The organism is Micromonospora sp. WMMA1923, assembly GCF_049179195.1.
Taxonomy (GTDB): domain Bacteria; phylum Actinomycetota; class Actinomycetes; order Mycobacteriales; family Micromonosporaceae; genus Micromonospora; species Micromonospora yangpuensis.
Genome location: NZ_JBMHLZ010000006.1, coordinates 1 through 22,886, shown reverse-complemented (window position 1 = coordinate 22,886; position 22,886 = coordinate 1). Strand labels below are relative to the sequence as shown.

Sequence of the window (22,886 nt, the reverse complement as noted above, 5' to 3'; positions counted from 1 at the left end):
GCCGATCGACGAGGAGCTCGCCGCGGTGAGCATCGGTGGCCTCGGCAACACCGAGGTCGGCGCGTCCGGTTTCTGGGGGAGGAGCTGGCTGATCTGAGCCCGGGCGGCTCCGGCGCGCCAGCCGGCCACGCCGGAGCCGTCCGACCGGACCATCCCGAGCCACCCCCGTGCGAGGTTCCTGTGCCCGCTCCGCCCACCGACTCCACCGGCCCCGTCGTCGTCGTACGGGTCGCCGCGCTACCCACGCAGGCCCTGGCGGAGACCGCCGCACCGGCCTCCTGGGCGACGGTCCAGGCCATCCTCGCCAGCCGTCGCCTGGTGGCCGAGGTCGGTGCCCGACTGGCCGACGAGGTCCACGGCTTCGTCGCGGACCCGGCCCTCGCCGACGCCCGGCCGGAGCTGGTGGCCCTCCGGCGGGCCCTGCACAACCACCGCCGTCCCGGACCCCGGGCCTGGCCCGGCAACCATGCCGAGCTGCTGCCCGCCCGCTTCCGAGCCGAGCTGACCGGCTGGACCGTCGAGCTGGCCCGGTCCGCCGCGCTGACCCGGCGACTTCCCGAACTGCTCGACGCCGAGCGGGTCCGCAGCCTGCGGGCCCTGCGCGAGTGGAGCGCCACCGAGGTCTTCGAGTTCGGACTGCTGCAGTCCAGTGAGGACCTTTTGCACGCCCTGCTGAAATGGCGTGCCCAGCCGGAGGGCAGCGCGCCCCGGGCCCAGGTGGCGCTGCGGCTGGCCAAGTACCTGGCCCGCGCGGTGGCCAAGACCAGCCCGCAGGCCACCTTCATGATGAGCGGGCTGTGCCGGTGGTCCGACGTGCCGACCCCCGTGCAGCCCACCGGCCGCTGGGCCTGGCGCAGCGCCGTCGAGCCGGACGTACCCCTGCTCCAGGCGCTCAGCCGCCGCCTGGCTACCGACGGTGCCGCCGACCGGCTCGTGGTGGCCGTCACGCCGGACGCCGAGGTGGCCGAGGGGCGGATCTGGTTCGGCTACCCGGGACGCGAGCGCATCCGGGGACTGCTGTTGACCCCGCCGGTGCGTACCGTCGTCGAGGCCGTCGGTGCCGGCGGACCCCTCGCGGAGGTGGGCCGCCGCCTGCCCCGCGACGCCGCGGTGACCTTCGACCGGCTGGTCGAGATCGGGCTGGTCGAGATCCGACCTCCCTTCGCCGACCAGGCCGCCGACCACCTGCACGACCTGCGCGCCTGGCTCGGCCCGGACGCACCGGCCGCCGGACCGCTCCGGGCCCTCGCGGACGCCCTCGACACCTATCCGGCCCCCGGGACCGGCGCCTGCCGTCGCCGGGAGCTGCACCACCGGATCCGCACCGAGTTCGAGACGGTGAGCGGCCAGGTCGGTGGCCCGCCGCTGCCCGCCCGGAACCTCTTCCGGGAGAACGCCGTCTTCACCGCCGACCCGGTCCGCCTCGGCGGGCCGGCCTGGCGTCCGGCCGTGGCCGACCTGCACGTGGTCCACCGCTTTCTGGCCCTCTTCCAGCACTCGACGGTCGTCCGGTTGGTGGCCCACCGGATCTTCGTCGACCGGTACGGCGCGCACGCCCGGGTGGGTCTGCTCACGCTGCACCGGGAGCTGTCCCGGCTGACCGTTGACGCCGCCCCGGCAACGGCGCTGGCGGAGCTCGCCGGCCTGCTGCACCCGGGGGAGCCGCCCGACCCGGCCGGCAGCACCCTCGCCGAGGTGCGGTTGCTGCACCGGCTGCGACAGGAGGCACTGGCCACCCTCTGGGCGGGGCCGGAAACCGGCCAGGACGGAATCACCGTCGACCCGGCGCGGGTACGGGCGTTGGTGGCCGGCTGGCCGCCGTGGGTACGACCCGCCCCGGCGCTGGCCTGCTTCGTCCAGCAGGTACCCGCCGCCGACGGGCTCCGGCTGGTGCTCAACGGCGTCGGCGCCGGGCACGGGGCCGTCCGCAGCCGGGTGCACCGGCTGCTGGCGAAGGTCGCCCCGGAGGCAGCCGACCCCGTCGACCCGCCCGGGTCCACGGCACTATCCGGTCCCGACCCGGCGGGCTACCTCGCCGAGCTCACCGGCCTCTTTGGCAGCAACGTCAACCTGCGCTCCCCGGCGGTGGGCTTCGAGATCTGCCACCCCGGGATGGTCAGCGCCCGCCCGCCGCAGCAACGGATCCCCCTCGACGACCTGGTCGTGACGCCCGACGCGGCGACCCCGGGTCTGCGCCTGCGGCGGCGCAGCGACGACGGTGCGGTCCGCATCGCGTGCACCGGCATGATGGCCGGGGCCCGGCTGCCCCGACTCGCCCGTTTCCTGGTCCACCTCTTCGGCGACGTGCCCAACGCCGCCGCCCCGACCGCCCAGATCTTCACCGGGACCCCGGAACACCCGACCGGCACGGTACGGCGACGACCCCGGCTGTCGATCGGCCGGGTCACCGTGTCCCGGGCCTCCTGGCGGGTCCGCGCCGATCTCGTGCCGGGCCGTGCCAAGGGCGTCGACGACGCCGGCTACCTGCTGACCCTGGCCACCTGGTTCGCCGAACACCGGATCCCCCAGCGCTCGTACGTCACGGCGAGCCGACCGGCCCCGGTCAAGCCGGTCTACCTCGACCTGGCAAACGTGCCGCTCGTACGCCTCTTCGAACGCCTGCTGCGCGACCCGGGCGCGGTGCTCACCTTCCAGGAGGCCCTGCCGCAGCTCGCCGACGCCCCGAGCTACGGCACCGAGGGCCGGCACGTGACCGAGTACGTCGTCGAGATCGGCCCCTCGTGACCCCGCCGCCCTGGCTGTCGCTGCACGCCTTCCACCGCGGCGACCACGACCGGCTGCTCACCGGGGCGGTCGCCCCACTGGTCGCCTCGTTGCGGGCCACCGGCGTACTCGACCAGTTCTTCTTCATCAGGTACTGGGAGGGCGGGCCGCACCTCCGGCTCCGCCTGCTGCCGACCCGGCCCGACCTCGCCGCCGACGTCGCGGCCTGCACCCGGTCCACCCTGGAGGCGCACCTGGCCCGGTTCCCCTCCCCGCCCCCGGGGCCCGCCGAGCGGTACGCGGCCCTCGCCGAGCGGTACGCCCGCCTGGAGGGCCGGGCCGACCACGACCGACGGATCCGCCCGCCCGACGTGGTGGAGGTCCAGCCCTACCAGCCCGAGTACCCGATCTACGGTGGCCGGGCGGCGACCCGGGCCGTTGAAGGCCACTTCACCGACTCCAGTTGGCTGGCCCTGTCGACGTTGGCCCGCCCGGCGGCTGCGGATCACCGCTCGCGGCTGGCGGTGCTCGCGTTGGCCTCGGCGCTCGCCGCCTGGCAACCCGACCGGCACCGCCTGGCCCACCTGCTTACCCGGTCCCGGTCCCACTGGGATCCGGCCGACGGCCACCGGGCACGGTGGGAGAGCTACCTGCGGCAGCGCACCGCACTGCGGCGGCTGGTGTCCAGCTGCTGGACGGCGGCGCAGTCGACGCGACCAGGGGCTGATCCGGACCCCTTCGTCGCCGCCTGGTCCGCCTCCATCCACCGGCTCCGAGCCGAGCTGACCGACCTGCACCGGGTCGGGGACTTCCACCCCGACCTGCGGTCGGTGCCGACCCGCTTCACCGCCGACGCCGGCCCGTCCCGCTTCACCGAGGCCGGCCCGACCCGCCTCGCCGACGCCGGGCCGACCCGTGCGGAGCAGGCGTTGCTCGTCGTCCTGCTGCGCTGTGTGCACCTGCTCTGCAACCGGCTGGGTCTCGGTGTCGACCAGGAGACCCAGCTGCACTACCTGGTCTGCGCCGCCTGCGTCGACCTCGGAGAACCCGCGCGCGAACAGGAGGACTTCCGATGACGCCCACCCCGCCGCCGGAGGAACCCGGCTGGTACAGCATCCAGGTCCGGTACCACGCCCAGGAGAAGGACGACCTGATCCTGGACGGCGTACGCCCCCTGCTGACCGCGCTCGCCGACGTCGTCGACCAACCACATCTCATCCGCCACTGGCGCCGTGGCCCCCACCTGCGGATCAACCTGCGGACCACCCCGCAACTCTGGGCCGCGACGGTACGCCCCACCGCGCGGCGCAGCCTCTCCGACTACCTGCGCGACCACCCCTCGACGGCCGCCCTGCGCGAGGCCGACCACCTGGCGGCACACCGGCGGCTCGCCGTCCGCGAGGCAGACCCCGGCCCGCTCACCCCCTGGTACCCCGACAACACCGTCCAGTTCGAACCGTACGAGGACCGCCGGCACGTCCTGGGCAGCCCGCAACTGGCGAACCTGCTGGCCGGGGCGTACGCCCGCAGCACCGCCCTGACCTTCGACACCCTGGCCGCGATCCGCAGCGGTGCGGTGGACCGGATCGGACACGCCCTGGACCTGCTGTTCGCCTTCGGTCACCTCAGCGTCCCACCGATCTCCCGGGGCTACCTGTCGTTCCGGTCGCACGTCGAGTCCTTCCTGGCGTACACCGCCGACCCCGACGCCGTCCGCGCCACGTTCGACGAGCGGTACCGGCGGCACCGCCCGGCGCTGCGCGATCGGCTCCACGCCACCCTGGCCACGGTGCGGGGCGGTCGCCCGGATCCGCTGGTCGAGACCTGGCTGGGGATCGTCCGGGACCAGAAGGCGCGGGCCGAGCCGCTGTTCACCAGCGGCGAGATCGACCTCGACCACCTCGACCAGCAGGGCATGGAGCTACGACACCCGATCGCCTTCCACGACATCCTCAGCGAGACACCGGCCCACCGGAGCGAGGTGCTGTCGCAGGTCTGGTTCCGCTGTCACCGGCTGGCCATCAACCAGCTCTACTCCCACCTGGGCCGACTCGGCATCGTGCCGACCCAGCGCTACCTGCTCTGTCACCTGGTGGCCCGCACGGTCGAGGAGGAGTACGACATCTCACCGGCCGCCCTGGCCCGACAGTTCGTGGACGCCCTGCGGTGAACCGCCGGGCCGCAGGCCCGGTCAGGAGGCGTCGTGGGCGTCGCGGTGGGCGAGGACCTCACCCATGTGGTCCTGCGCCCAGTACCTGATCTCCCGGGTCATCCGGTGCAGCGACAGACCGAGGTCGGTCAGCTCGTAGCAGACGGTGACCGGGACGGTCGGCGTCACCGTCCGGGTGAGCAGACCGTCGCGTTCCAGTGAACGCAGGGTCTGGGTGAGCATCTTCTGACTGACCCCGGCCAGCAGCCGGGCCAGCTCGGAGTAGCGCAGCGCCCTCGGCGCGTCCGGTCGCGGGCCGGCGTCACCGCCCAACGCGCACAGCACCAGCACCACCCACTTGTCGGAGATCCGGTCGAGCAGCTGACGGCTGGGGCAGACCGCGAGGAACGCGTCGTAGTCCGCCTTGGCCCGGGCCCGCTGCTGCGCTGCTCTCGTTGTGGCCACCGGGCTCCCCTCTCCCTGCTGGGTGGTTACGCACTTTCAAGTGCCTACTTCCCGATGGAGAGTAAAGCTCCCATGCTGGAACGCGCCACCCTCTCCCGACAACGAAAGTGACCCGATGAGCACCTCTCCCACCGCCCTGCCCGGCGGCACCTGGACGCTCGGCGACCACACCGTCACCCGCTTCGGCTACGGCGCCATGCAACTCGCCGGACCGTGGGTGCTGGGGCCACCCGCCGACCGCGACGGCGCGCTGGCCGTTCTGCGCGAAGCGGTCGACCGGGGCATCACCCACATCGACACCAGCGACGCCTACGGGCCGCGGATCACCAACGAACTGATCCGCGAAGCGCTGCACCCGTACCCGGAATCGTTGTTGATCGCCACCAAGGTGGGGGCGAACCGCGACGCGCAGGGCGGTTGGCCGACCGCCCGCCGCCCCGCGGACCTGCGCCAGCAGGTCCACGACAACCTGCGGTCCCTCGGGGTCGACACCCTCGACCTGGTCAACATGCGGATGGGTGACGCCCAGGGGCCTCAGCCCGGCCCGATCACCGAGGCGTTCGAGACCCTCGTCGAACTCCACCGCGACGGCCTGATCCGCCACCTGGGGGTCAGCAACGTCACCGCCGAGCAGGTCGCCGAGGCCCGCACCGTCGCCCCCGTCGTGTGCGTGCAGAACATGTACAACCTCGCCCACCGCCACGACGACCAGCTCATCGAGCAACTGGCCGTCGACGGCGTCGCCTACGTGCCGTACTTTCCGCTCGGTGGTTTCTCACCGGTGCGCTCCGCGGCGCTCTCGGCCGTCGCCGCCCGGACGGGGGCGACGCCGAAGTCCGTCGCCCTCGCCTGGCTCCTGCGGCGCTCGCCGAACGTCCTGCTGATTCCCGGTACGTCGAAGGTGGCCCACCTGCGCGAGAACATCGTCGGCGCCGGCCTCGCCCTGTCCGACCAGGACCTCGCCGAGCTGGACCGCGAGGACCGGGCCCCGGTCGTCGCTAACGATCCGTCGGATCCACTGCGGCACTGAAGGCGTGGCGCAGGAACCTGCGCTGCCAGCGGACCTCGACGGCGCGCCTGTGGTAGTGCCGGCGCACCCAGTTGACGGCCTCGTCGGGGGCCATGCCCTCGAAGACGCACAAGGTCGCCAGGCCGGTGCCGGTACGCCCGATACCACCCCCGCAGGCGATCTCCACCCGGTCGGATTCGGCTCGATCGTAGGCCTGCCGGAGCGCTCGCAGCGCTTCGTCGGGGTCGGCCGGCAACCAGAAGTCCCGCCACCGCACCCAGACCCGTTCCCACTGGGGTTCCGCGGTCGGCTTGTCCGTCAGATGGACCGCGAACGTCGGCGTCGGGCCGTCCGGCGAGTCGTATCTGAGGCCCCGCCCCCGGAAGCGGCGCCCGGACGGCAGCTCGATCACACCCGGAGCATCGACACTCCACTGTTCCGTCATGGAGACTCCCAACTCGTCTTCGGTACGGAGATCGTGTTTCTCGACCATCGCTGCCACTCCTGTGGGAATCTGCGGGACGATCTGTTGGCGTGGAAAACGAGTGCGAGGGCAAGTCCCTCAACGGGGCCGAGCGTGCCGGTGGCGTCGCCTCGAAGATACCAACCTGGGCCGGTTCGGACTGACCTCGGCGAGCGCGGGTGGCCGAGGGCGAGACGGGTTCGAGCGGGGCGCGTCGGGTAGCCGGCGACGCAACCGGGGCCCGAGGTGGAGCGGTCGGGGGACGGAGAGTTTCAGCAGGCCAGGATGGCGTTCAGGTTGATCTTCGAGGTGCCCCCGGCAGGATTCGAACCTGCGACACACGGTTTAGGAAGGCGACAGCGGCATAGTGGCCACTGTGCTCGTGACCTGGGCGGGCTGGCCACTCAGCGGTTCCGCAAGCCAAAAGATCATTGCCCGTACTCTGCATGGGGCGCTGAGGCCGCCCGCAGGGCGGGCCGCGAGCCCGTGCCTCCCGTCTTGCAAGATCAAGACTATTGCCAGCTGTCATCGGTGGCCTGCTCGCCGTGTCGTCCACTCCAGCCCAGGACCGCACCCATCGGCCATCTTGACTGCGCATGCGGCTGTACAGTCATGCCGTTGGCGGGGATTCGAACCCTTACACCCACCGCGGGGACCGAACGTCATCAAATCAACCGGATTGACGCTCCAGCCAGGGCGGAACCTGCCGACGCTTGCCGCCCCTGGCCGCACTCAAGTGTCGTAAATCTGACCGAATGATCTTCGAGCCCGCCCTCGACGACGCATAGCGGCCACGGTGGTCAATTTATGCGCCTTTACAGTCCGGCCACCGACCTTGGACGCCACCACAAAGCCTTCCGTTGGCTGCAAGCCATTCATCGGCTACTGTGCGTGTATGGGCGTTCAGGAAGCCGCCGGGTGGGGGCTGGCCGGCGGCTTGGTCGCCAGCCTTCTTGGCCTGTCGGCCTCGGTCGTGGCGGCCGGCTACCGGTGGCCTTGGCGATACTCCCAAGACGGTATCTGGCCACATCTTTTTGTCGCCCTCGCTAGCCTTGCGGTCGGCGGCATGGTAGCGGCGGCGGCTCACGCTCAGATGACCGGAGCATGGCCAGCATTGATCATGGGAGCGTGCGCGCCTTCCGTAGTTCGTGGCGTCCTGAGTAGAGTTGAAATCACCGAGCAGAAGCCGAATTCAGCCAGTTTGCCACCTACAGATGCCTTGGAAGGCAGTGAGGTCGTGGCGGATGGTACGCGCTGATACCCTACTGGGCCGGATCGCTCGTGTATCTCGGCCTGACGAGCCCTGGTTGCGCATCACGACGTCGCCTTGGTGGGCCAGCGTCCTTGTCGCCGCCGGGGCGAGGCGGTCTTCCATGCCCGACAGGATGAGCGCCGTTCACAACCGCAGTGAAAGCGTTCAGGATCAAGCGCCAGCGGAGCGCAGCGCCGTATTCAGACGGTTGGAATCGGCATCGCCAGAAGTTCGTCTGGCACTTCGCAGCCATCCTGCGCTTATCGCAATGACGCTCCTTCTGAGTCTCGTTGACGATGTCAGGAAATGGCTGTCTATTCGCCGTATCATCATCGACATATTTGGCTCGCACGACGACATTCCTGGATTGACCAGTTCCCTTGAGGAGAATATTTCCACAGCCAGCAGAATTGCGAGGTTCATGGTTTACGCAAGTGATTCTGAATTTGAGCAGGCCCGTCCGGTTGCCACCACGCTCGCCCGCACTATCGGCGATATGCTGCGCTTTGGACCAAGCCTTGAATCTCGTTTGGCGCGCACCTTCGGCATCCCGGGCCGCAGCAGCCTCAGTCCGCTGCGAGACAGCGTTCGGGAGCTTGAGCAAGACTTGGTTCGAAACGCCGATCTCGCCCACAGTCTTGCCGTCAGCCTTCGAGGCGGAAGTGCTCTCGCGTTAGCTCGTACGGCTTCCCATGACCTCGACCTCGAGCCCGCGTTGGCCGCAGACCTTTACCTAGCCGTTGCCCTCGCCTTCGATATAGCGGTCGATGTCAAACAGGGCTTCGCGAATGCGCTGGCGCAAAGCTTTGACCAGCTTCGGTCGGATTTCGCCGGAGCCGACCTCCGCAATTTTTCCCTATTGAGTTCGGTGAACCTGGGGGGCGTGCGTTGGTCTTCCACAACTAAATGGCCGCCCGAATGGGCGGACTATCTTCGCCTCAACTCGGTACTCATTGGCCCTGATCTGTTCGAGGTGCAATCCGGCAATGCGGACATGGCCAGTGATGCTGGTCTAATTCGTCATTAGCCCTGAGGCTCGCCACAACAATCGAAACCTTTTGATCACTGCCATCTTTGCCTCCAGTCATCCCGGAGAGCCCGAGGGGCCCGCCGGAGGCACTGCTGCCCGTGCTCCAAAGCCCTGGACCTGCGGATGATCATGGCACTGCGACACGGGGTAGGCGCATGCCGGTCAGATGTACGCGGACGGCACGGCGGTCGATTCGGTGCTGAATGAGTTCATCGAGGCGGCGCAGTCGGGGACTCGGGGCCGCCGGTCGAAGACGGTCGCGGTGTCGCCTGAGGCTGGCCGACGGGCCGACCTACACGAGGCGGCTCGTGAAGCCGGCGTCGAGCAGGCGGGTGTAGGCGGCGCGTACCTGGTCGGGGATGTGTTGCGGGATGGCGTAGCCGAGTTCGGCGTACCTGTCGATGCGCTGGGTGTCGCCGACGAGCATGTCCATGACCTTCTTGGTGTCGCCGATGCTGGCCACGTAGCCGTCGAGTGAGAGCTGGTGGGACGCGCAGATCACGTCGACTTCGGGCCAGAGCTTCTTGCAGGTGGCGTACGCGCGGCGCTGTTGGTAGGGGCGGGACATGAGGATCACCGATCGGGCCGGGACCTGGTGCTCGGCAAGGAGTGCGCGGGCGTACTTGATGTTCTGGCCGGTGTTGGTGGCCTGGGTGTCGATGAGGATCGCGGCGGTTGGTACGCCATGGGTTATGGCGTACTCGCGGTAGTGGACGGCTTCGCCTCGCGGGAAGGCCTCGTTGGTGGTCGGGGCGTTGGCACCGGTGAAGACCAGGGTCGGGTACGTCCCTCGGTGGTAGAGGTCGGTGGCCACCTTGGCGACTCCGAGGTCATGGCTGCCGAGGCCGATGCCCACATCAACGGGCAGGATCTCGTGGTGCATGTGGTGGTAGTCCCACAGGCATTCGACGTCCGCGCGGTGTTCGGCGGGGATGGTCGGGGGAGTCGTCGTCATCGTGGGTGCCTCAGTCGGGAATCTTGAAGGTGTACGACCAGGTGAAGCGGGATGCGGCGTGCACTCCGCGCGCGAACTCGACGGGGCGGCCGTCTCGGGTGAGCGTCGTGCGGTGCAGAACCATGACCGGCTCGCCAGCGGGAAGCTGGAGAATCTGGGCTTCCTCGGGTGTGGGCATTCGGGCGCGGACGGCCTCGGTGATCGTGTCGGGTTCGAGTCCTTGGCTGGTGAGGATGCCGAAGCCGCCGCCTTGTCCGGCGGGGCCGGGGGTTGGGTCGACCAGGGAGGTTCCCTCGACGTCTTCAGGGCGGTAGTAGCTGGTCAGGGTGTGAGTGGGGATGTCGGCCTCTTTGACCAGGCGGGCGCGTTCGTAGACCGGTGCACCGGGATTCAGCCCGAGGGCTTCGGCGGTCTCGGCGTCCGCTTCGGTCAGGCGTACCTCGTTGGTCTGATCGCCGGGGGCCCAGGGACGGCTGTGCGCGGCCAGTGAAAGATCCCCATAGGCGGCCATTTACCGCCCCGCTGATGGCCAGGGTTCTCCCCGTGGACGGCCAGATACCTCCCCGCTGATCATGACGAGACGCTGGTCGGCGAGGGTCGGCGGCGTGAAACGCGGCAGGGAGATCGTGGAAATCTTGGAGGCGTACGACCTCACGGGTAGTTACCGTGCGGCGGCTGAGTTGGCCGGGTGTGATCACCACACGGTGGCCCGGTATGTGAAGTTGCGGGCCGAGGGGCGCAGTCCCGAGGAGCGGACCCAGCGGGCTCGGCCGATCGACGAGTTCATGGACAAGATCGAGGAGTTGGTGGCCCGCTCGGGTGGCCGGGTCCGCGCCGATGTGGTGCACCGGCGGATCACCACGATGGGCTTCGCCGGCGGGGAACGCACCACCCGCCGGGCGGTCGCGGCGGTGAAGAAGTCCTGGCAGGTAGGGCAGCGACGGGTGTTCCGCCCGTGGATCCCCGAGCCCGGTTTGTGGCTGCAGTTCGACTGGGGCGAAGGCCCACGCATCGGCGGCCGGCGGACCACGTTGTGGTGCGCGTGGCTGCCCTGGTCGAGGTTCCGGGTCGTGATCCCGGTGCTGGACAAGACCCTGCCGACGGTTGTGGCCTGCCTGGACGCCACCCTGCGGCGCCTGGGTGGGGTGCCGGCTTATGTGTTGACCGACAACGAGAAGACGATCACGGTGGAGCACGTCGCGGACATCGCGGTCAGGAATCCGGAGATCGTGCAGGTGGCCCGGCATTACGGGATGACGATCCGCACCTGCGTGCCGGCGGACCCGCAGTCCAAGGGCGGCGCCGAGAACACGGTGAAGATCGCCAAGGCGGACCTGGTCCCGACCAACGCGAACCTGCTCGGCCAGTACCGCACATTCGCAGAGCTCGAAGCGGCCTGCCGCGACTTCACCGACGAGGTCAACGCCCGTCTACACCGCGACACCCGCCGCCGCCCGGCCGAAGCCCTGCTGGAGGAACGGACACGGCTGCACCCGTTGCCGGCAAGGGCGTTCACCGTCGCGTTCGGCACCACCCGCCGAGTGAACTGGGACTGCACCATCTCCGTCGACGGAGTCCGCTACTCGGTCCCACACCACCTGGTCGACACCCGGGTCTGGGCCCGGTTCCACGGCGACGAACTGATCGTCACCGCCGTCAGCGAGGACGGTCCGGCCGAGGTCGCCCGCCACCAGCGGGCCCAGCCCGGCCGCCCGTCGATCCGAGATGAGCACTACCCGCCCCGATCACGCCAGTCCGACACCGCGCAGCGGGTGCCGCGGGCCCGCACCGCCGACGAAGCCGCGTTCCTCGCCCTCGGCCCCGGCGCCGCCGCGTGGCTGGTCGAAGCCGCAGCCGCCGGCATCCGCGGAGTCCGACGCAAGATGGCCGAAGCCGTCGCCCTGGCCAAGCTGCACGGCGTCGACCACGTCGACCGGGCCCTCGGCACCGCCGCTTTGGCGGGCCGGTTCACCGACAACGACCTGATCCGCATCCTCGCCCACCAACGCGACGACGACACCCCACCCACCCGGGCCAGCGAAACCCACAGCCTGCAACCAGGCACCTCCGCCTGGTCAACCTTCGGCACGACTGGAGAACAGTGACCATCACCCCGTTGCGGGTCACCGGCACGGCCGGTGACCCGCTGACCGAAGCGATCGAGCTCACCCGCCGCCTGAAACTGCCGCACCTGCGCCGAGCCATGGCCGACCTCATCCCCACCGCGAAAGCCCAACGCTGGGACCCCGCCGAGGTCGTGCGAGTACTCCTCGCCGAGGAAGCCGCCGGCCGGGACCAGGCCAACCTGCGCACCCGCCGCAAACGCGCCGCGTTCCCCGCCGGCAAGACCTTCGGCGACTGGGACGAGACAGCCTCGTCGATCCCACGGCCGACCCAGGACGCGCTGCGCAGTCTGGAATGGGTGCACCGCAAGGAGAATCTGTCCATCTGTGGCCCGTCGGGCACCGGCAAGAGCCACTTCTGCGAAGCCCTCGGCCAAGCCGCCGTCGAAGCCGGTATGACCGTCGCCTGGTTCACCATCGAAGACCTCGGCGTCATGGTCCGCCGGCACCGCCCCGACGACTCCGTCACCCGAGCCATGACCCGACTGATCCGCACCGACCTGATCATCATCGACGACATCGGCCTGCTACCAGTCTCCCCGGACGCCGCCGAAGGGTTCTACCGCCTCGTCGACGCCGCCTACGAACGCCGCAGCCTCGCGGTCAGCTCGAACCTGCACCCCTCCGGCTTCGACGAGATCATGCCCAAAACCCTCGCCACCGCCACCGTCGACCGACTCCTGCACCACGCCCACGTCGTCGTGACCCAGGGTGACAGCTACCGGTTCAACCAAGCCACCGCCGGACAAGGCGTCAAAACCTTGCACTGACCCCAGCACCACCCCACGGCGGGAAACTATCTGGCCGCCGCTGGGGAGAAACCAAGGCCGCCAGCGGGGAAAACTACTGGCCACCTACGGGGAAATCCGATTGGCCGTTGACAGACGGCCGGTTGCCTCGCGGTCGGCGGCGAAGGCGACGAGTCCTGACTTCCACTTGCTCTTGGCGTAGCGGTCGATGCCGAGTCGTCTCATGGCGACCCGTGGCCGGACGACGGTGCCGCGTCTGCGGACGGGCGTGACGAGTCCTTCGGCTTCGAGGACCCGGACGGCCTGGCGGACGGTGTTGATGTTGACGCCGTGTTCGGTGGCGATCTCGTCCTGCTTGGGCAGGGTGCTGCCCTCGGGGTAGTCGCCGCGTTGGATGGCCTCGCGCAGGAGCGCGGCGAGATCCCGGTACCCGATACCCATTGGCTCCTCCTGGCCGGTGCGCTGTGTCGAGGTATCTCTACCCAGCAAGTGTGCCCACCCGTTCAACATTAGAGCTAGTTCTATTGACAGCACCATGGTCGATCGGGTCACATAGAGCTAGTTCTAATGCCTGGCTGGTGGGAGAGCGTGATGCGTGGCCCTGCGGAAGTTCCGAACGTCTCCAGATCATCCTCGATCCCACCCGGGGGCACCGCCCAGGCCATCGTGCCCGGTGCGTGTTGAGGCTGGCCCGGGGTGGGTGCTGGCGTGGGATCTCGACCCGAACGACATCCCCGGAATGGCCCGCCCACCTCGGTGCCGCCCCGGCCGAAGCCGGTAACGGTGCTGCCGCCGATGCCCGGGGACCTGGTGTTCCTCGGCCGGCGGGCGTCGGTGCAGTTCGGCGGGGACCGGGGGTTGTGGCTGCGGGTGATGTCGGTGTGCGACAAGCCGACGTACCACGGCTGGGTGTGGTTGACGGGTTATGTGATCGACCGGGCCACCGGTGAGGCCACCGGGCGGCGGGAGGTCTTCGTTCAGCTCGCCGGCCTGCACGTCGAGCTGCTTGCCATGGGTAGCCGGACCCGGCGACCCGATGTCTCACGGGGGACGGTGAACCGGCGTGTTTGACGTGCGCGTACAGCTCGGAGCGGTGCTGCGGATCGCGGCGGACGACCGGTTCCGGCCGGCGGACGGGCCGGTGACGGTGTGGGTGACCGGGGTGCGGCTGGTGAGCAACCGGCCGGAGTGCGACGAGTGGGTCTGGGTCGAGGGCTTCAAGCTCGACGCCACCGGCCGCCGTGGGCCGCAGACCCAGATCCTGGTACGCGCCGCGCTGCTGCCGGCCGGGGTGGCGGAGCGGTGACCACGTACCTGTCGGCGACCGTCGCACAGCAGTTGCGCGCGGCACAGGCGCGGTTGGACCGGCACACGCCGTCGAGCGCCGACGGGCGCTGCTCCGGCTGCGCCGAGGTCGGCCCGTGCCCGCAGCGGCGGGCGGCGTTGCGGGTCTTCGGCCGGTACGGGCGGCTACCGCGCCGGTGGCCGGGGGCGACCCGGCCGGAACGGATCAACCGTGCGTCGTCCTGGTCGTGGCTGCGCCCGCAGTGAGCGCCGGACGGTCGTGCCTCTGCACAAGGGCCTGCTTGCCGGGTACGCCGTATCGTCGGTCGTAGCCGAGTGCCCGCCTCGTCACGGCGCCACGATGGGGTTCGAGCATATCCGCAGGTCAAGGAGTTCTTCGCTGATCTTCGAGGTGCCCCCGGCAGGATTCGAACCTGCGACACACGGTTTAGGAAACCGATGCTCTATCCCCTGAGCTACGGGGGCGCGAGTGGCCAGTCTAGCGACCTGCGGGTTTACCCCGGGTGGCAGGGAGTGACCCGCGTTGACCCGGGCTGTCCGGGCTGGTTCCGGCCGGTATTTGGCCAGGTCGGAGCGCCTCGGATCACATCAACCCCGGATTTCGACCCTGATCTTGGCCGGGGTTGACCCGGGCTGGCCGGGGTTGTCCGGGGGTGGCTTCCGCTGAAGAGCACACGTCGCACACATCAGCCAAGATCGAAGTGGCCGGTTTTGTCGGTCGGATGCCGCGCCAAGTCGGGCTCGCCGCCGCCGCTTCGGGTGTGGTTCACCGTCGCTGGTGGTGGCCGGGGTGCCAGTGCGGTAGGGGGATGTCTGCCGTGCGGTATTGGGCGAGGGCGGCGGTGGCGGTTGCTTCGAGGTGTCGGACGGTGGCGATGGTGGTGTGGAGGGCCATGGTGGTCTGGGGGACGGTGAGGCCTCGCCAGTGGCGGAGGTGAAGGCAGGTGCGGTGTCGGGTGTCGAGGTGTTGGTATGCGGTGAGGGCTTGTTGGAGTTCGTACTTGCGGATGACGGCTGATTCGGCGCTGGTGGTGTCCTGGGGTTCTGTGGCGTGGTAGTCGTCGGTAAGGCCGGCGGGGTGCTCCGGTCGGGTGCGGCGGGCTCTGGCGTGGTCGAGGACGAGGCGGTGGGCAATGGTGTGTAGCCAGGCGATGATCGGTCGGCGGGGTTGGGTGTACTGGTGAAGGTTTTTCCAGGCCCGTAGGAACGTCTCGGCGGTGATGTCTTCGGCCAGGTGTCGTTGGTGGCTGCCGACGCGGGTGGTGACGTGGCCGAGGACGTGGCTGTGGTGGTGTTGGTAGATCTGGCCGAAGGCGTCGCGGTCGCCGTGTTGGGCGCGGCGTACGAGGTCCCATTCCGGCGGACGGTCGTCGTGTTCCTCTTGGCGGGGGTTTCCGGGGGGTGTGGTCATGGGGTCGTCCGGTGGGCGTAGTTGGTCGCGAGGATGATGATCACGAGCAGGATGAGGGTGGTGAGGGGGCGTGCCAGGCGTAGGCGTAGCAGGATCCAGAGGGTGTTCGACAGGCTGCCTTTGGCCAGTGCGAGGGCCAGGATGAGTACGCCGATCAGGGCGAGTAGGTCCTTCATGGCGTGCTCCGGGCCGGGGTCTGTGGCTGGTCGGATGGGTGCCGCTGCGCGTCGTGGTGGTGGGCTGCGGCGGCTGACGCTTGCTGGTGGGCGGTTACTGCCTTTGTGCGGGGTGCGAGTAGGCGCAGGAGGGGGGTCTTGGTGGCGAGGAGGCCCACGATCGTGGCGTAGACGGCGACGGTGAGTCCTTGGGTGGCGGCGGTCTGCCAGCCGACGCCGGCGGCGTTGGCGGTCGGATCGGCCAGGCGCGGCATCGCGGCCGTCAGCAACAGAAGCGGAAAATTGACGGCCAGGTGAAACGCGATACCGGCTTCGATGCCGCCGGTGACGACGGCGAGCCAGCCGAGTGCGACGCCCATGGTCAGGACCAGCAGGACACCCCAGACGGTGCCGGGCCCGTGCAGGGCGGCGAAGACGACCGCCTGCCCGCCGATGGCCGGCCACGGAGAACGGAAGAACCGGCCGACGCTCTGGAGGATGACGCCGCGGCTGATGTACTCCTCGGCGGTGACCTGCCCGATCAGGAACACGGCCACGATCGTCACGGTGGTGAGGTACGGGCCGAACCCCGGCCACCCGGACGGCTGCGTCGGGGCGGGTTCGACGTCACTGGTGTGGGTCAGCACCTCGATCACGAAGCCGGAGATCATGCCGGTCAGGACTGTCGGCGCCGCGACGGCAAGGCAGACCGCCAGCCAGCGGCGGCGGATGCGGCCGGCGATGCTCAGGACGCTGCCGGCGGGCCGCCGTTCGATGGTCTTGACGGTGAGCATGGCGATCGGTAGTGCGACGGCCACTCCGGCGATGGTGTACGCCATGAGGGTGTAGTCGCCCAGCAGCGGCAGTCGGGGCTGGAAGTTCAGGGCGACGGCGGCGGTCATCAGGCTGGCCAGGACCCCGAGGAACACCACCAGCACGGCGGCCACCGTGCGCCACCATCGGGGCGTTAACTCCCGGGACATCCGGTGGAACGCCACCGGCTCGTCCGCCATGCCCGCGGCGGGCAGGCCGATCGGAGTCGGCAGACCGGACGGCCCGGCCGGGTCGGGCGCGGTGGTGGGTGGCGTCGGCAGGGGTGGGGGTTGGTTGTGCAACGGAGAGAACCCTTTTCTCGCAGGTGGATAGACCAGGTCGCGTCGTTCGCGGGCGACCCGGGTGGACGTGGGCAGGCGTGGTCAGGTCACGGGAGGGGGGTCGCGGTGTAGTGGCCAGAGTCGGGGGCCGCTGGGTAGGTGCAGGGGTGTGTGGGGGTGGTAGCCGTAGGCGGTGAGGGTGTCGCGGGCGCCGGTGGTGGTGACGACCGTGTCGACCGGCAGAGCGCGGTGGTCGGCGTGGTGGCGGTGGTCGAGGAGGTGCCGGCCGAGACCCCGGCTGCGGTGGCTGGGGCGGACCCACAGCCAGGACAGCCAGTCGTGTGCGGTCGTCGGCCGGTAGCTGTCCAGGGCTTGCAGGAGCTGCTGGAAACGGACGGCGGCGCGGCCGGCGGCAGCTCCGAGGTCGTGGCGGGTCGGCGCGGCCCACGGCCTGGTTTCCGGGTACGGGTGCCAGACGGCGATGGCGGTCATGTGGCCGAGGATGGTGACGTCGCCGCGTTCGACGGCGTGGTCGACCTGGACGGCGATCAGCCGTTGCAGCACGTTGCGGCGTTGCCGCAGGTCCGGTAGCAGCCACTCGGTGACCGGGTCGAACATGGCCACGGCGGCGAGGAGCATGGTGATGGTCGGGACGTCGTCCGGCCGTGCCGTCCACGCCTTCTGGTCCAGCTGTCCGGTCACTGCGCCGCACCTTCGGCCGGAACGGCACCCACCGCTGTCGGGGCCGTGTCGAAGAAGCCGGGCGGGAAGGTGGGGCCGGGTCGCCACATGCGCCAGATCGTCGGCCCGCTCGGGATGTGGATCGGTGTGCCGGCCCGGTAGCCGAGCCGGTGGTAGAGGGCCTGGTTGCGCAGGTTCGTGGCCTCCAGGTACGCGGGCAGCCCTTCGGCGTCGAGGCGGCGGTGGTGGCCGGTGAGCAGCGCGGCCCCGATCCCACTGTTCTGCCGGCCGGGTGCGACGGCGAGGTAGGCGAGGTGGTGGTGCGGTGCGGCGGGGTGGTGGGTTTCGAAGAGTGTGTCGAGGAGGGCGAACACGGGCGCGTAGCGGCCGGTGGCCTGCTCCAGGGCTGCGAGGTGCTCGGGGCTGGGTGAGGTCGGGGGGTGGAGGCGGGGGTACCAGATCGCCACCCCGGTCTGGTCGTCGGTGGTGTGCACGGTCCCGTGTTCCAGGCTGTGGCGCAGCATGGCCGCGAAGTAGGCGCGGTAGACGAGGCGTCGTTCGGCGGGGTCGGGGACGAGCCAGTCGGCTACCGGCCCGGTGAAGAACGCGTCGGCCAGGACCGGGATCAGGGTGGCGGTGTCGGCGGGTGTCGCCGGGCGGACCGTGACGGTGGGGATGGTAGGGATGGTCATCTCGGCAGGTCCTTACACGTGGTGGGGTGCGGTGGTGGGGGTGCGCCAGGCGACGGTCGCGGTGTGCGCGCCGAGTCCGATCGCCTGGTACACGTCCGGGTGGGCCCGTCGCAGGATGAGCGCCCACATGGCGCCGAGTAGAGCGGTGGCGGCGTAGGCGGTGGGGAACATCCATCGCAGCGGGGAGTTCGCTTCGACGCCGAGGAGGGTGTCGAACTCGACCAGGGTGGCAGCGAGAATGCCCGTGAGGGCGAGGGTGGCGAGCACGGGTGCGACCGTGCTGCGCCAGCGTCCTTCGCCGTGCGGGGTGTGGTGGAAGAAGCCGACCACGGCGGCGGAGGTGACGGTCATGAGGATGAGGACGCCGAGTCCGCCGGTGACGGTGATCCAGAAGAACAGGTGCACGATCGGATCCGCCCCCACCACCGCATACCCCACCAACACCGCCACGGCGACAGCGCTCTGCAGGAGCGAGCCGATCTTTGGGGCGCCGGTGCGGCGGCTGGTGCGTCCCAGCACGGCGGGTAGGACGTGTTCGCGGCCGAGGGCGAACAGGTACCGGGCCACGGTGTGGTGGAAGCTGAGGAGTGCGGCGAAGAGGCTGGTGACGAACAGGACCTGCGCGAGGGTGATCACGGTGGTCGGGAGATACGGGCCGGTCAGGTCGAAGATCAGCTCCGTGCCCGAGGCACGGGCGGCTTGCACGATGTGTTCGGGGCCGGTGGCCACCGACATCGCCCACGCCGACCCGGCGTAGAGCACGCCGGTCAACGCGACGGCGATGAAGGTGGCTCGGGCGATGGTGCGTCGGGGGTCGCGGGTCTCTTCGGCGAAGACGGTGGTGGCTTCGAAGCCGACGAATCCGGTGATCGCGGTGACCAACGCCGCCCCGATACCCGCACTCACCACCAGCCCGGGGTGCAGCGTGCCCAGGCCGATACCGCCGGAGGCGGGCCGGCTGAGCATGACCGCGTCGAAGACCACCACCACAGCGCACTCAGCCACCAGCATGACCGCGAGGATCCGCCCGTTGAGGTCGATGCGCAGCAGCCCGAGGACCGCCACCACCGCCCACGCCGCCAGGGCGCACAGCCACCAGGTGATGCTCCAGCCGTAGCGGGTGTGGAGGAAGTCGGCGAGTACGGCGCCGAAGCCGCCGTACAGGCCGATCTGCATCGCGTTGTACGCCACCACCGCCACGGCGGCTGCGGCGACGCCGGCTGGGCGGCCGAGACCGTGACGGACGTAGGTGTAGAACGCGCCGGCGTTCACGACGTGCCTGCTCATCGCCACGTAGCCGACGGCGAACAGGCCGAGGACGGCGGCGACCAGAAGGTACGCGATCGGGATACCGGTCACGCCCGTGACCGCGTAGCCGGTGGTCGCACCACCGGCGACGACGGTCAGCGGGGCGGCGGCGGCCATCACGAAGAACACCACATGCGCGACGCCGAGACGGCCACGCGCCAACGTCACCGACACCGCACCAGGCACAGAACGAGACATGCAGAATCACCTTTCGCGGAAGAAGAGCAGATAAGGAGCGGGGAGCGTGGGGTGGTTCAGGTGCGGTGGGACAGGACGGCGTTGCCGACAGCGGCGGCGAGGTCACCGAACAACTCACGCACCGGCGGCTGCACCCCATCGACGGCCTCCCGCAGATACAGACGGGCGGACAACGGCGCACCGTCGAGCAGGCTGGAGCCCAGTTGGGTGTGCAGGACCAGGCCGGCCAGGACCCGGTCGGAGTCACCGAGAGTCCGACGACCGCGGATCCGCTGTGACAGACGCGCCCCGGGCCACGCGGCGTCGTTGATGTCCACGGGCCGATAGACGGTGCGCTGCCGCCACAGACGGCCCACCTGCTGCGGGACCAGGAGGCCGGCGTGCCACATGCGCCGCGCCACCTGCGCGTAGGCGGTATCGGCGATGTAGGCCAGCCACGTCCGGGTCGGACACTCGGGCTCCGCTGCAAGCCGGTCCAGGATCAGGTGTTGGAGGGGGTCCGCCGGCGGATGGACGTCGCGGACCCGCACGCGGCCGTCGGCGAACGTGACCCGGCCATTCAGGTGCAACTCGGCCAGCAACGCGGCGGCCAGGCCGTAGCCGAGGGCGGAGCCGAACAACCGCTGATGCCCGTAGTCGTCGTGGGCGACGAAGAAGAACTCGTCCGCCAACATCGGCGGCCCCACAGCCGAGGCTGGGGTACGTCTCGACGATAGATAGCGGGGATCATGCCGCCCGACCTCAGGACGTGTCACCACGACCGACCTTCCTCACTCGAACACGGATGCGTACCGGAAAGCGGGATGCGCGCCTGGGCCAACAACGGCCGGCCGCCGGGATGCTGCGACAGTTCCTCGACCGCCCACCGCAGCTGCTCACAGCCTTCGGGCCGGCAGTGGAGGCAGCCGCCGGTATTCCTGTGCGCTTGTAGCGTCAGGCGGGCGGCGTCGAACCGATCCACCGGACCCGCCGCCTCATCCAGACGGGTCACCGGCCGACGACAGCGCCGACCTCACCGGAGGACGACAGAGCGGTGGGGTCGATGTCGACCACCACCGGCAGGTGATCAGACGCCGACCGGGTCACCTCGTCATCCACCACCCGGAAACCACCCACCGCCGGCAGCAGTGAGGCGGTGGCGTGGATCGTGTCGATCCGCCGCCGCACACCCCGCACCGCGAACGGCGACGACGGCCAATGCCCTGTTGTCGCCTTCCACGGACCGCCCGTCACCGCGGCGACGTCGCGTAGACCGCCGGCTTCCCACACCTCCGCCGGCCGCCGGTCCGCACGGTGACTCGTCCCCGGATGGGTGACCTCCCGACACTGGTGCACCAACTCCGGAAACCACGGCTGACCGGTGTACGGGTCACGGTCGTAGTAGTCCCCACCCACCCGGGCCGCTCCGATCGAGTTGAAGTCGGACCCCACCACGGCGGCGAGGCTCGGACCGGTGACGGCGGCCAGGGCCATCTCCGCCTGATCGATCCGCCGATGCCGACCGAACGCCGGCGCGTGATACGACGCGAACAGGATCGGACGACCCTGGACCTGGAACGCCAACCGGACCAGGGACCCGAACCCGACGCCCCGCCAGCCGTGACGGTGGTCGACGGCCGGACCGAACGTCCGGAACGTTTCCGGCAACGGCACGAGCCCCTCACGCCACAGCAGGGCCACGTGCACCGTGTTGTCACCCACGCCGACCGCCGGCACGTCCCGACCATCCACGCTGCCGACCGTGGCGGTCAGGCCGGTCCGCGCGGCCAGCTCCGCTACCACCACACCGACGTGCCCCGGCGAACCCTTCACCTCCTGCACCGCGATGACATCCGGATCGATCGCCCGGATCGTCTGGACCACCCGACGCTGCCGCTCAGCCTCCCGCCCACCCGCCGGATACGACGTCCAGTCGAGAAGGTTGTAAGTGGCAAAACGCATTGGCGTCTCCAGTAGGTGGTCGGGGTGCCGATGAGGCAGATGGCCCCACAGCTCGGTCACCAAACAATCACTCATAGGCCGGATCTTGGGGAATCCCGACCTGCGGTCCGACCTGCCTTGCCTGATCCGGGCGCGTTATTGGGATCTTGATCCGACCAAGGAATCGTTTAGGTCGGTGACTGTGCCACTTTGAACAGGTCGGACCGCAGGTCGGTATTCCGAACCTGACTTCCCTACGGTTAACTACCAGCGAATCGTGAACCGATGGAGGCGGCTGGTGACTGGCCCGAGCCCGCTTGTCCGACGCCGGTGGCTCGGCCAGGCGATCAAGGCCGCCGCCGGTGACGGCTCAGCTGCCGGGTGGTGGACCGACGACGCCGCTCGCATGGGACAGCGCCAGGCCCACTACGCCGACTCGAACGCGGCACCCGGTCGATCAGGGAGTACGCCCCGTCGCTCGTGCCGGGACTACTCCAGACCGCCGTTCGTCGTCTCTGTCCTAGCGAATCCACCGATCCCCGGGGGGTCCAGAATCTCGGTCATCAGGTCCAGCAGTTGGCAATACCACCGATTCGTGAAGCGACGTACACATCGCAGGACCCGAACTTGGAAGTGTGGAATGCCAATCAACGCCGATGTTTCGCCACGGGAGGCGACTGTGGCAGATGGTTTTGTTCGACAGCTCCTGATGTAGAATCCGTCGAAACTGAGCCCCACAGCATTATGAAATAATTGGAGGGTCGGTGGCCCGTCATCCTGAGACAGAGGCGAATCAGCAGCCCAACGAACTACTCATCAAGGCTCGCGCCCGCCTTGAGTCGCCCTATCACGCAGGGCGCCTGATGTCTCGCGCCGAGATGGCTGACGCCGTCAACGCTGAGCTCGACAAGTTGTACCCAGACCGCAACCTCGGTAGTTTCTACGTGGATTCGCGCTGGATCGGGAAACTGGAACGTGGGGAACACCGCTGGGCAAGTAGCGAGCGCCGAGCAGCTTTGCGGCGAGTCACTGGTGTGTCCAGCGATCATGATTTGGGCTTGCAGAAGCCCCGCCCATCGGAACGGGGCAAAGTAGCTCAGATTGTCAGGAAACAGTACTCGCTTCCTCGGGCTCCATCAACCAACCGCCCACCGGAGATGCCATCTCTAGAATCTCCCACCGGCGGGAACAAAGTCGCAACAC

Annotated in this window: 24 protein-coding genes and 1 tRNA gene; 10 read left to right on the top strand and 15 right to left on the bottom strand. The window is 69.5% G+C overall.

The genetic code is table 11. From position 1 onward, the window contains the following. Positions 1-180 precede the first annotated feature (180 nt). Genes ACN28G_RS29750 through ACN28G_RS29740 form a run of 3 tightly spaced genes read left to right on the top strand, consistent with a single transcriptional unit; the run spans position 181 to position 4,894 of the window. Positions 181-2,745, top strand: coding sequence for a hypothetical protein (locus tag ACN28G_RS29750; protein WP_421480832.1), 2,565 nt, complete (start codon positions 181-183; stop codon positions 2,743-2,745). After that, complete coding sequence (locus ACN28G_RS29745) at positions 2,742-3,800, top strand: thiopeptide-type bacteriocin biosynthesis protein (RefSeq protein ID WP_421478032.1); 1,059 nt, start codon at positions 2,742-2,744, stop codon at positions 3,798-3,800. Before ACN28G_RS29750 ends, ACN28G_RS29745 begins: the two co-directional genes overlap by 4 nt. Then, positions 3,797-4,894, top strand: a complete 1,098-nt coding sequence (locus ACN28G_RS29740; protein ID WP_421478033.1) for a thiopeptide maturation pyridine synthase — start codon at positions 3,797-3,799, stop codon at positions 4,892-4,894. The genes ACN28G_RS29745 and ACN28G_RS29740 overlap by 4 nt, the downstream gene beginning before the upstream one ends. Positions 4,895-4,915: 21 nt before the next feature. Here ACN28G_RS29740 and ACN28G_RS29735 read toward each other — a convergent pair whose 3' ends face one another. Continuing rightward, positions 4,916-5,338, bottom strand: a complete 423-nt coding sequence (locus tag ACN28G_RS29735) for a winged helix-turn-helix transcriptional regulator (RefSeq protein ID WP_091433996.1) — start codon at positions 5,336-5,338, stop codon at positions 4,916-4,918. Positions 5,339-5,453: 115 nt separating this feature from the next. On the opposite strand from ACN28G_RS29735, the gene ACN28G_RS29730 reads away from it, so the two are divergent. Further along, positions 5,454-6,368: an aldo/keto reductase family oxidoreductase gene (locus ACN28G_RS29730; protein WP_421478034.1), complete on the top strand. Its 915-nt coding sequence runs from the start codon at positions 5,454-5,456 to the stop codon at positions 6,366-6,368. Here the strand turns inward: ACN28G_RS29730 and ACN28G_RS29725 are convergent. After that, complete coding sequence (locus ACN28G_RS29725; RefSeq protein WP_421478035.1) at positions 6,337-6,840, bottom strand: protein-tyrosine phosphatase family protein; 504 nt, start codon at positions 6,838-6,840, stop codon at positions 6,337-6,339. The two genes, ACN28G_RS29730 and ACN28G_RS29725, sit on opposite strands and share 32 nt — an antisense overlap. A gap of 1,355 nt (positions 6,841-8,195) precedes the next feature. Here ACN28G_RS29725 and ACN28G_RS29720 point away from each other — a divergent pair. Then, positions 8,196-9,089: a hypothetical protein gene (locus ACN28G_RS29720; RefSeq protein WP_421478036.1), complete on the top strand. Its 894-nt coding sequence runs from the start codon at positions 8,196-8,198 to the stop codon at positions 9,087-9,089. Positions 9,090-9,384: 295 nt separating this feature from the next. Here the strand turns inward: ACN28G_RS29720 and ACN28G_RS29715 are convergent, their stop codons facing one another. Both ACN28G_RS29715 and ACN28G_RS29710 read right to left on the bottom strand, forming a co-directional pair. Continuing rightward, a complete protein-coding gene (locus tag ACN28G_RS29715) occupies positions 9,385-10,047 on the bottom strand; it encodes a YdcF family protein (protein ID WP_421478037.1) in 663 nt (220 codons plus the stop codon). A 10-nt stretch (positions 10,048-10,057) separates the two neighbouring features. After that, on the bottom strand, positions 10,058-10,558 hold the full coding sequence (locus ACN28G_RS29710; protein ID WP_421481013.1) for a UTRA domain-containing protein: 501 nt from the start codon (positions 10,556-10,558) through the stop codon (positions 10,058-10,060). A 94-nt stretch (positions 10,559-10,652) separates the two neighbouring features. On the opposite strand from ACN28G_RS29710, the gene istA reads away from it, so the two are divergent. Together istA and istB are read left to right on the top strand one after the other, a co-directional pair. Continuing rightward, positions 10,653-12,152 (top strand): IS21 family transposase, encoded by a 1,500-nt coding sequence (gene istA / locus ACN28G_RS29705; protein ID WP_421478112.1) that lies wholly within the window; start codon positions 10,653-10,655, stop codon positions 12,150-12,152. Beyond that, positions 12,149-12,940, top strand: a complete 792-nt coding sequence (gene istB, locus ACN28G_RS29700; protein WP_421478111.1) for an IS21-like element helper ATPase IstB — start codon at positions 12,149-12,151, stop codon at positions 12,938-12,940. Before istA ends, istB begins: the two co-directional genes overlap by 4 nt. Before the next feature lie 84 nt (positions 12,941-13,024). On the opposite strand, the gene ACN28G_RS29695 is transcribed toward istB, so the two are convergent. Next, positions 13,025-13,360, bottom strand: a complete 336-nt coding sequence (locus tag ACN28G_RS29695) for a winged helix-turn-helix domain-containing protein (protein WP_421481012.1) — start codon at positions 13,358-13,360, stop codon at positions 13,025-13,027. 354 nt (positions 13,361-13,714) lie between these two features. Between ACN28G_RS29695 and ACN28G_RS29690 the strand changes: the two genes are divergently transcribed. Genes ACN28G_RS29690 through ACN28G_RS29680 form a run of 3 tightly spaced genes read left to right on the top strand, consistent with a single transcriptional unit; the run spans position 13,715 to position 14,470 of the window. Further along, positions 13,715-13,990 carry a hypothetical protein gene (locus ACN28G_RS29690; protein WP_421478039.1) on the top strand — a complete coding sequence of 92 codons (276 nt, stop codon included), beginning with the start codon at positions 13,715-13,717 and terminating at the stop codon, positions 13,988-13,990. Further along, positions 13,983-14,225 carry a hypothetical protein gene (locus ACN28G_RS29685; RefSeq protein ID WP_421478040.1) on the top strand — a complete coding sequence of 81 codons (243 nt, stop codon included), beginning with the start codon at positions 13,983-13,985 and terminating at the stop codon, positions 14,223-14,225. Before ACN28G_RS29690 ends, ACN28G_RS29685 begins: the two co-directional genes overlap by 8 nt. Beyond that, positions 14,222-14,470 carry a hypothetical protein gene (locus ACN28G_RS29680; RefSeq protein WP_421478041.1) on the top strand — a complete coding sequence of 83 codons (249 nt, stop codon included), beginning with the start codon at positions 14,222-14,224 and terminating at the stop codon, positions 14,468-14,470. The genes ACN28G_RS29685 and ACN28G_RS29680 overlap by 4 nt, the downstream gene beginning before the upstream one ends. 146 nt (positions 14,471-14,616) lie before the next feature. Here the strand turns inward: ACN28G_RS29680 and ACN28G_RS29675 are convergent. The 10 genes from ACN28G_RS29675 to ACN28G_RS29630 form a co-directional block, all read right to left on the bottom strand. Next, a tRNA-Arg gene (locus tag ACN28G_RS29675) sits at positions 14,617-14,689 on the bottom strand. Between the two features lie 301 nt (positions 14,690-14,990). Next, positions 14,991-15,635, bottom strand: a complete 645-nt coding sequence (locus ACN28G_RS29670; protein ID WP_421478042.1) for an RNA polymerase sigma factor — start codon at positions 15,633-15,635, stop codon at positions 14,991-14,993. Then, on the bottom strand, positions 15,632-15,811 hold the full coding sequence (locus ACN28G_RS29665) for a hypothetical protein (protein WP_421478043.1): 180 nt from the start codon (positions 15,809-15,811) through the stop codon (positions 15,632-15,634). Before ACN28G_RS29665 ends, ACN28G_RS29670 begins: the two co-directional genes overlap by 4 nt. Continuing rightward, positions 15,808-16,905, bottom strand: a complete 1,098-nt coding sequence (locus ACN28G_RS29660) for a CPBP family intramembrane glutamic endopeptidase (RefSeq protein WP_421478044.1) — start codon at positions 16,903-16,905, stop codon at positions 15,808-15,810. The genes ACN28G_RS29665 and ACN28G_RS29660 overlap by 4 nt, the downstream gene beginning before the upstream one ends. An 81-nt stretch (positions 16,906-16,986) precedes the next feature. Beyond that, a complete protein-coding gene (locus tag ACN28G_RS29655; RefSeq protein ID WP_421478045.1) occupies positions 16,987-17,586 on the bottom strand; it encodes a GNAT family N-acetyltransferase in 600 nt (199 codons plus the stop codon). Further along, positions 17,583-18,257, bottom strand: coding sequence for a GNAT family N-acetyltransferase (locus tag ACN28G_RS29650; protein ID WP_421478046.1), 675 nt, complete (start codon positions 18,255-18,257; stop codon positions 17,583-17,585). The genes ACN28G_RS29655 and ACN28G_RS29650 overlap by 4 nt, the downstream gene beginning before the upstream one ends. A gap of 12 nt (positions 18,258-18,269) precedes the next feature. After that, complete coding sequence (locus ACN28G_RS29645) at positions 18,270-19,763, bottom strand: APC family permease (protein WP_421478047.1); 1,494 nt, start codon at positions 19,761-19,763, stop codon at positions 18,270-18,272. A 56-nt stretch (positions 19,764-19,819) separates the two neighbouring features. Then, on the bottom strand, positions 19,820-20,437 hold the full coding sequence (locus ACN28G_RS29640; protein ID WP_421478048.1) for a GOLPH3/VPS74 family protein: 618 nt from the start codon (positions 20,435-20,437) through the stop codon (positions 19,820-19,822). 77 nt (positions 20,438-20,514) lie between these two features. Then, positions 20,515-20,754 (bottom strand): hypothetical protein, encoded by a 240-nt coding sequence (locus ACN28G_RS29635; protein ID WP_421478049.1) that lies wholly within the window; start codon positions 20,752-20,754, stop codon positions 20,515-20,517. After that, the gene (locus ACN28G_RS29630) at positions 20,751-21,704 is read right to left on the bottom strand and encodes a hypothetical protein (protein ID WP_421478050.1); all 954 of its coding nucleotides are present in this window, start codon (positions 21,702-21,704) and stop codon (positions 20,751-20,753) included. The genes ACN28G_RS29635 and ACN28G_RS29630 overlap by 4 nt, the downstream gene beginning before the upstream one ends. Positions 21,705-22,886: the final 1,182 nt, after the last annotated feature.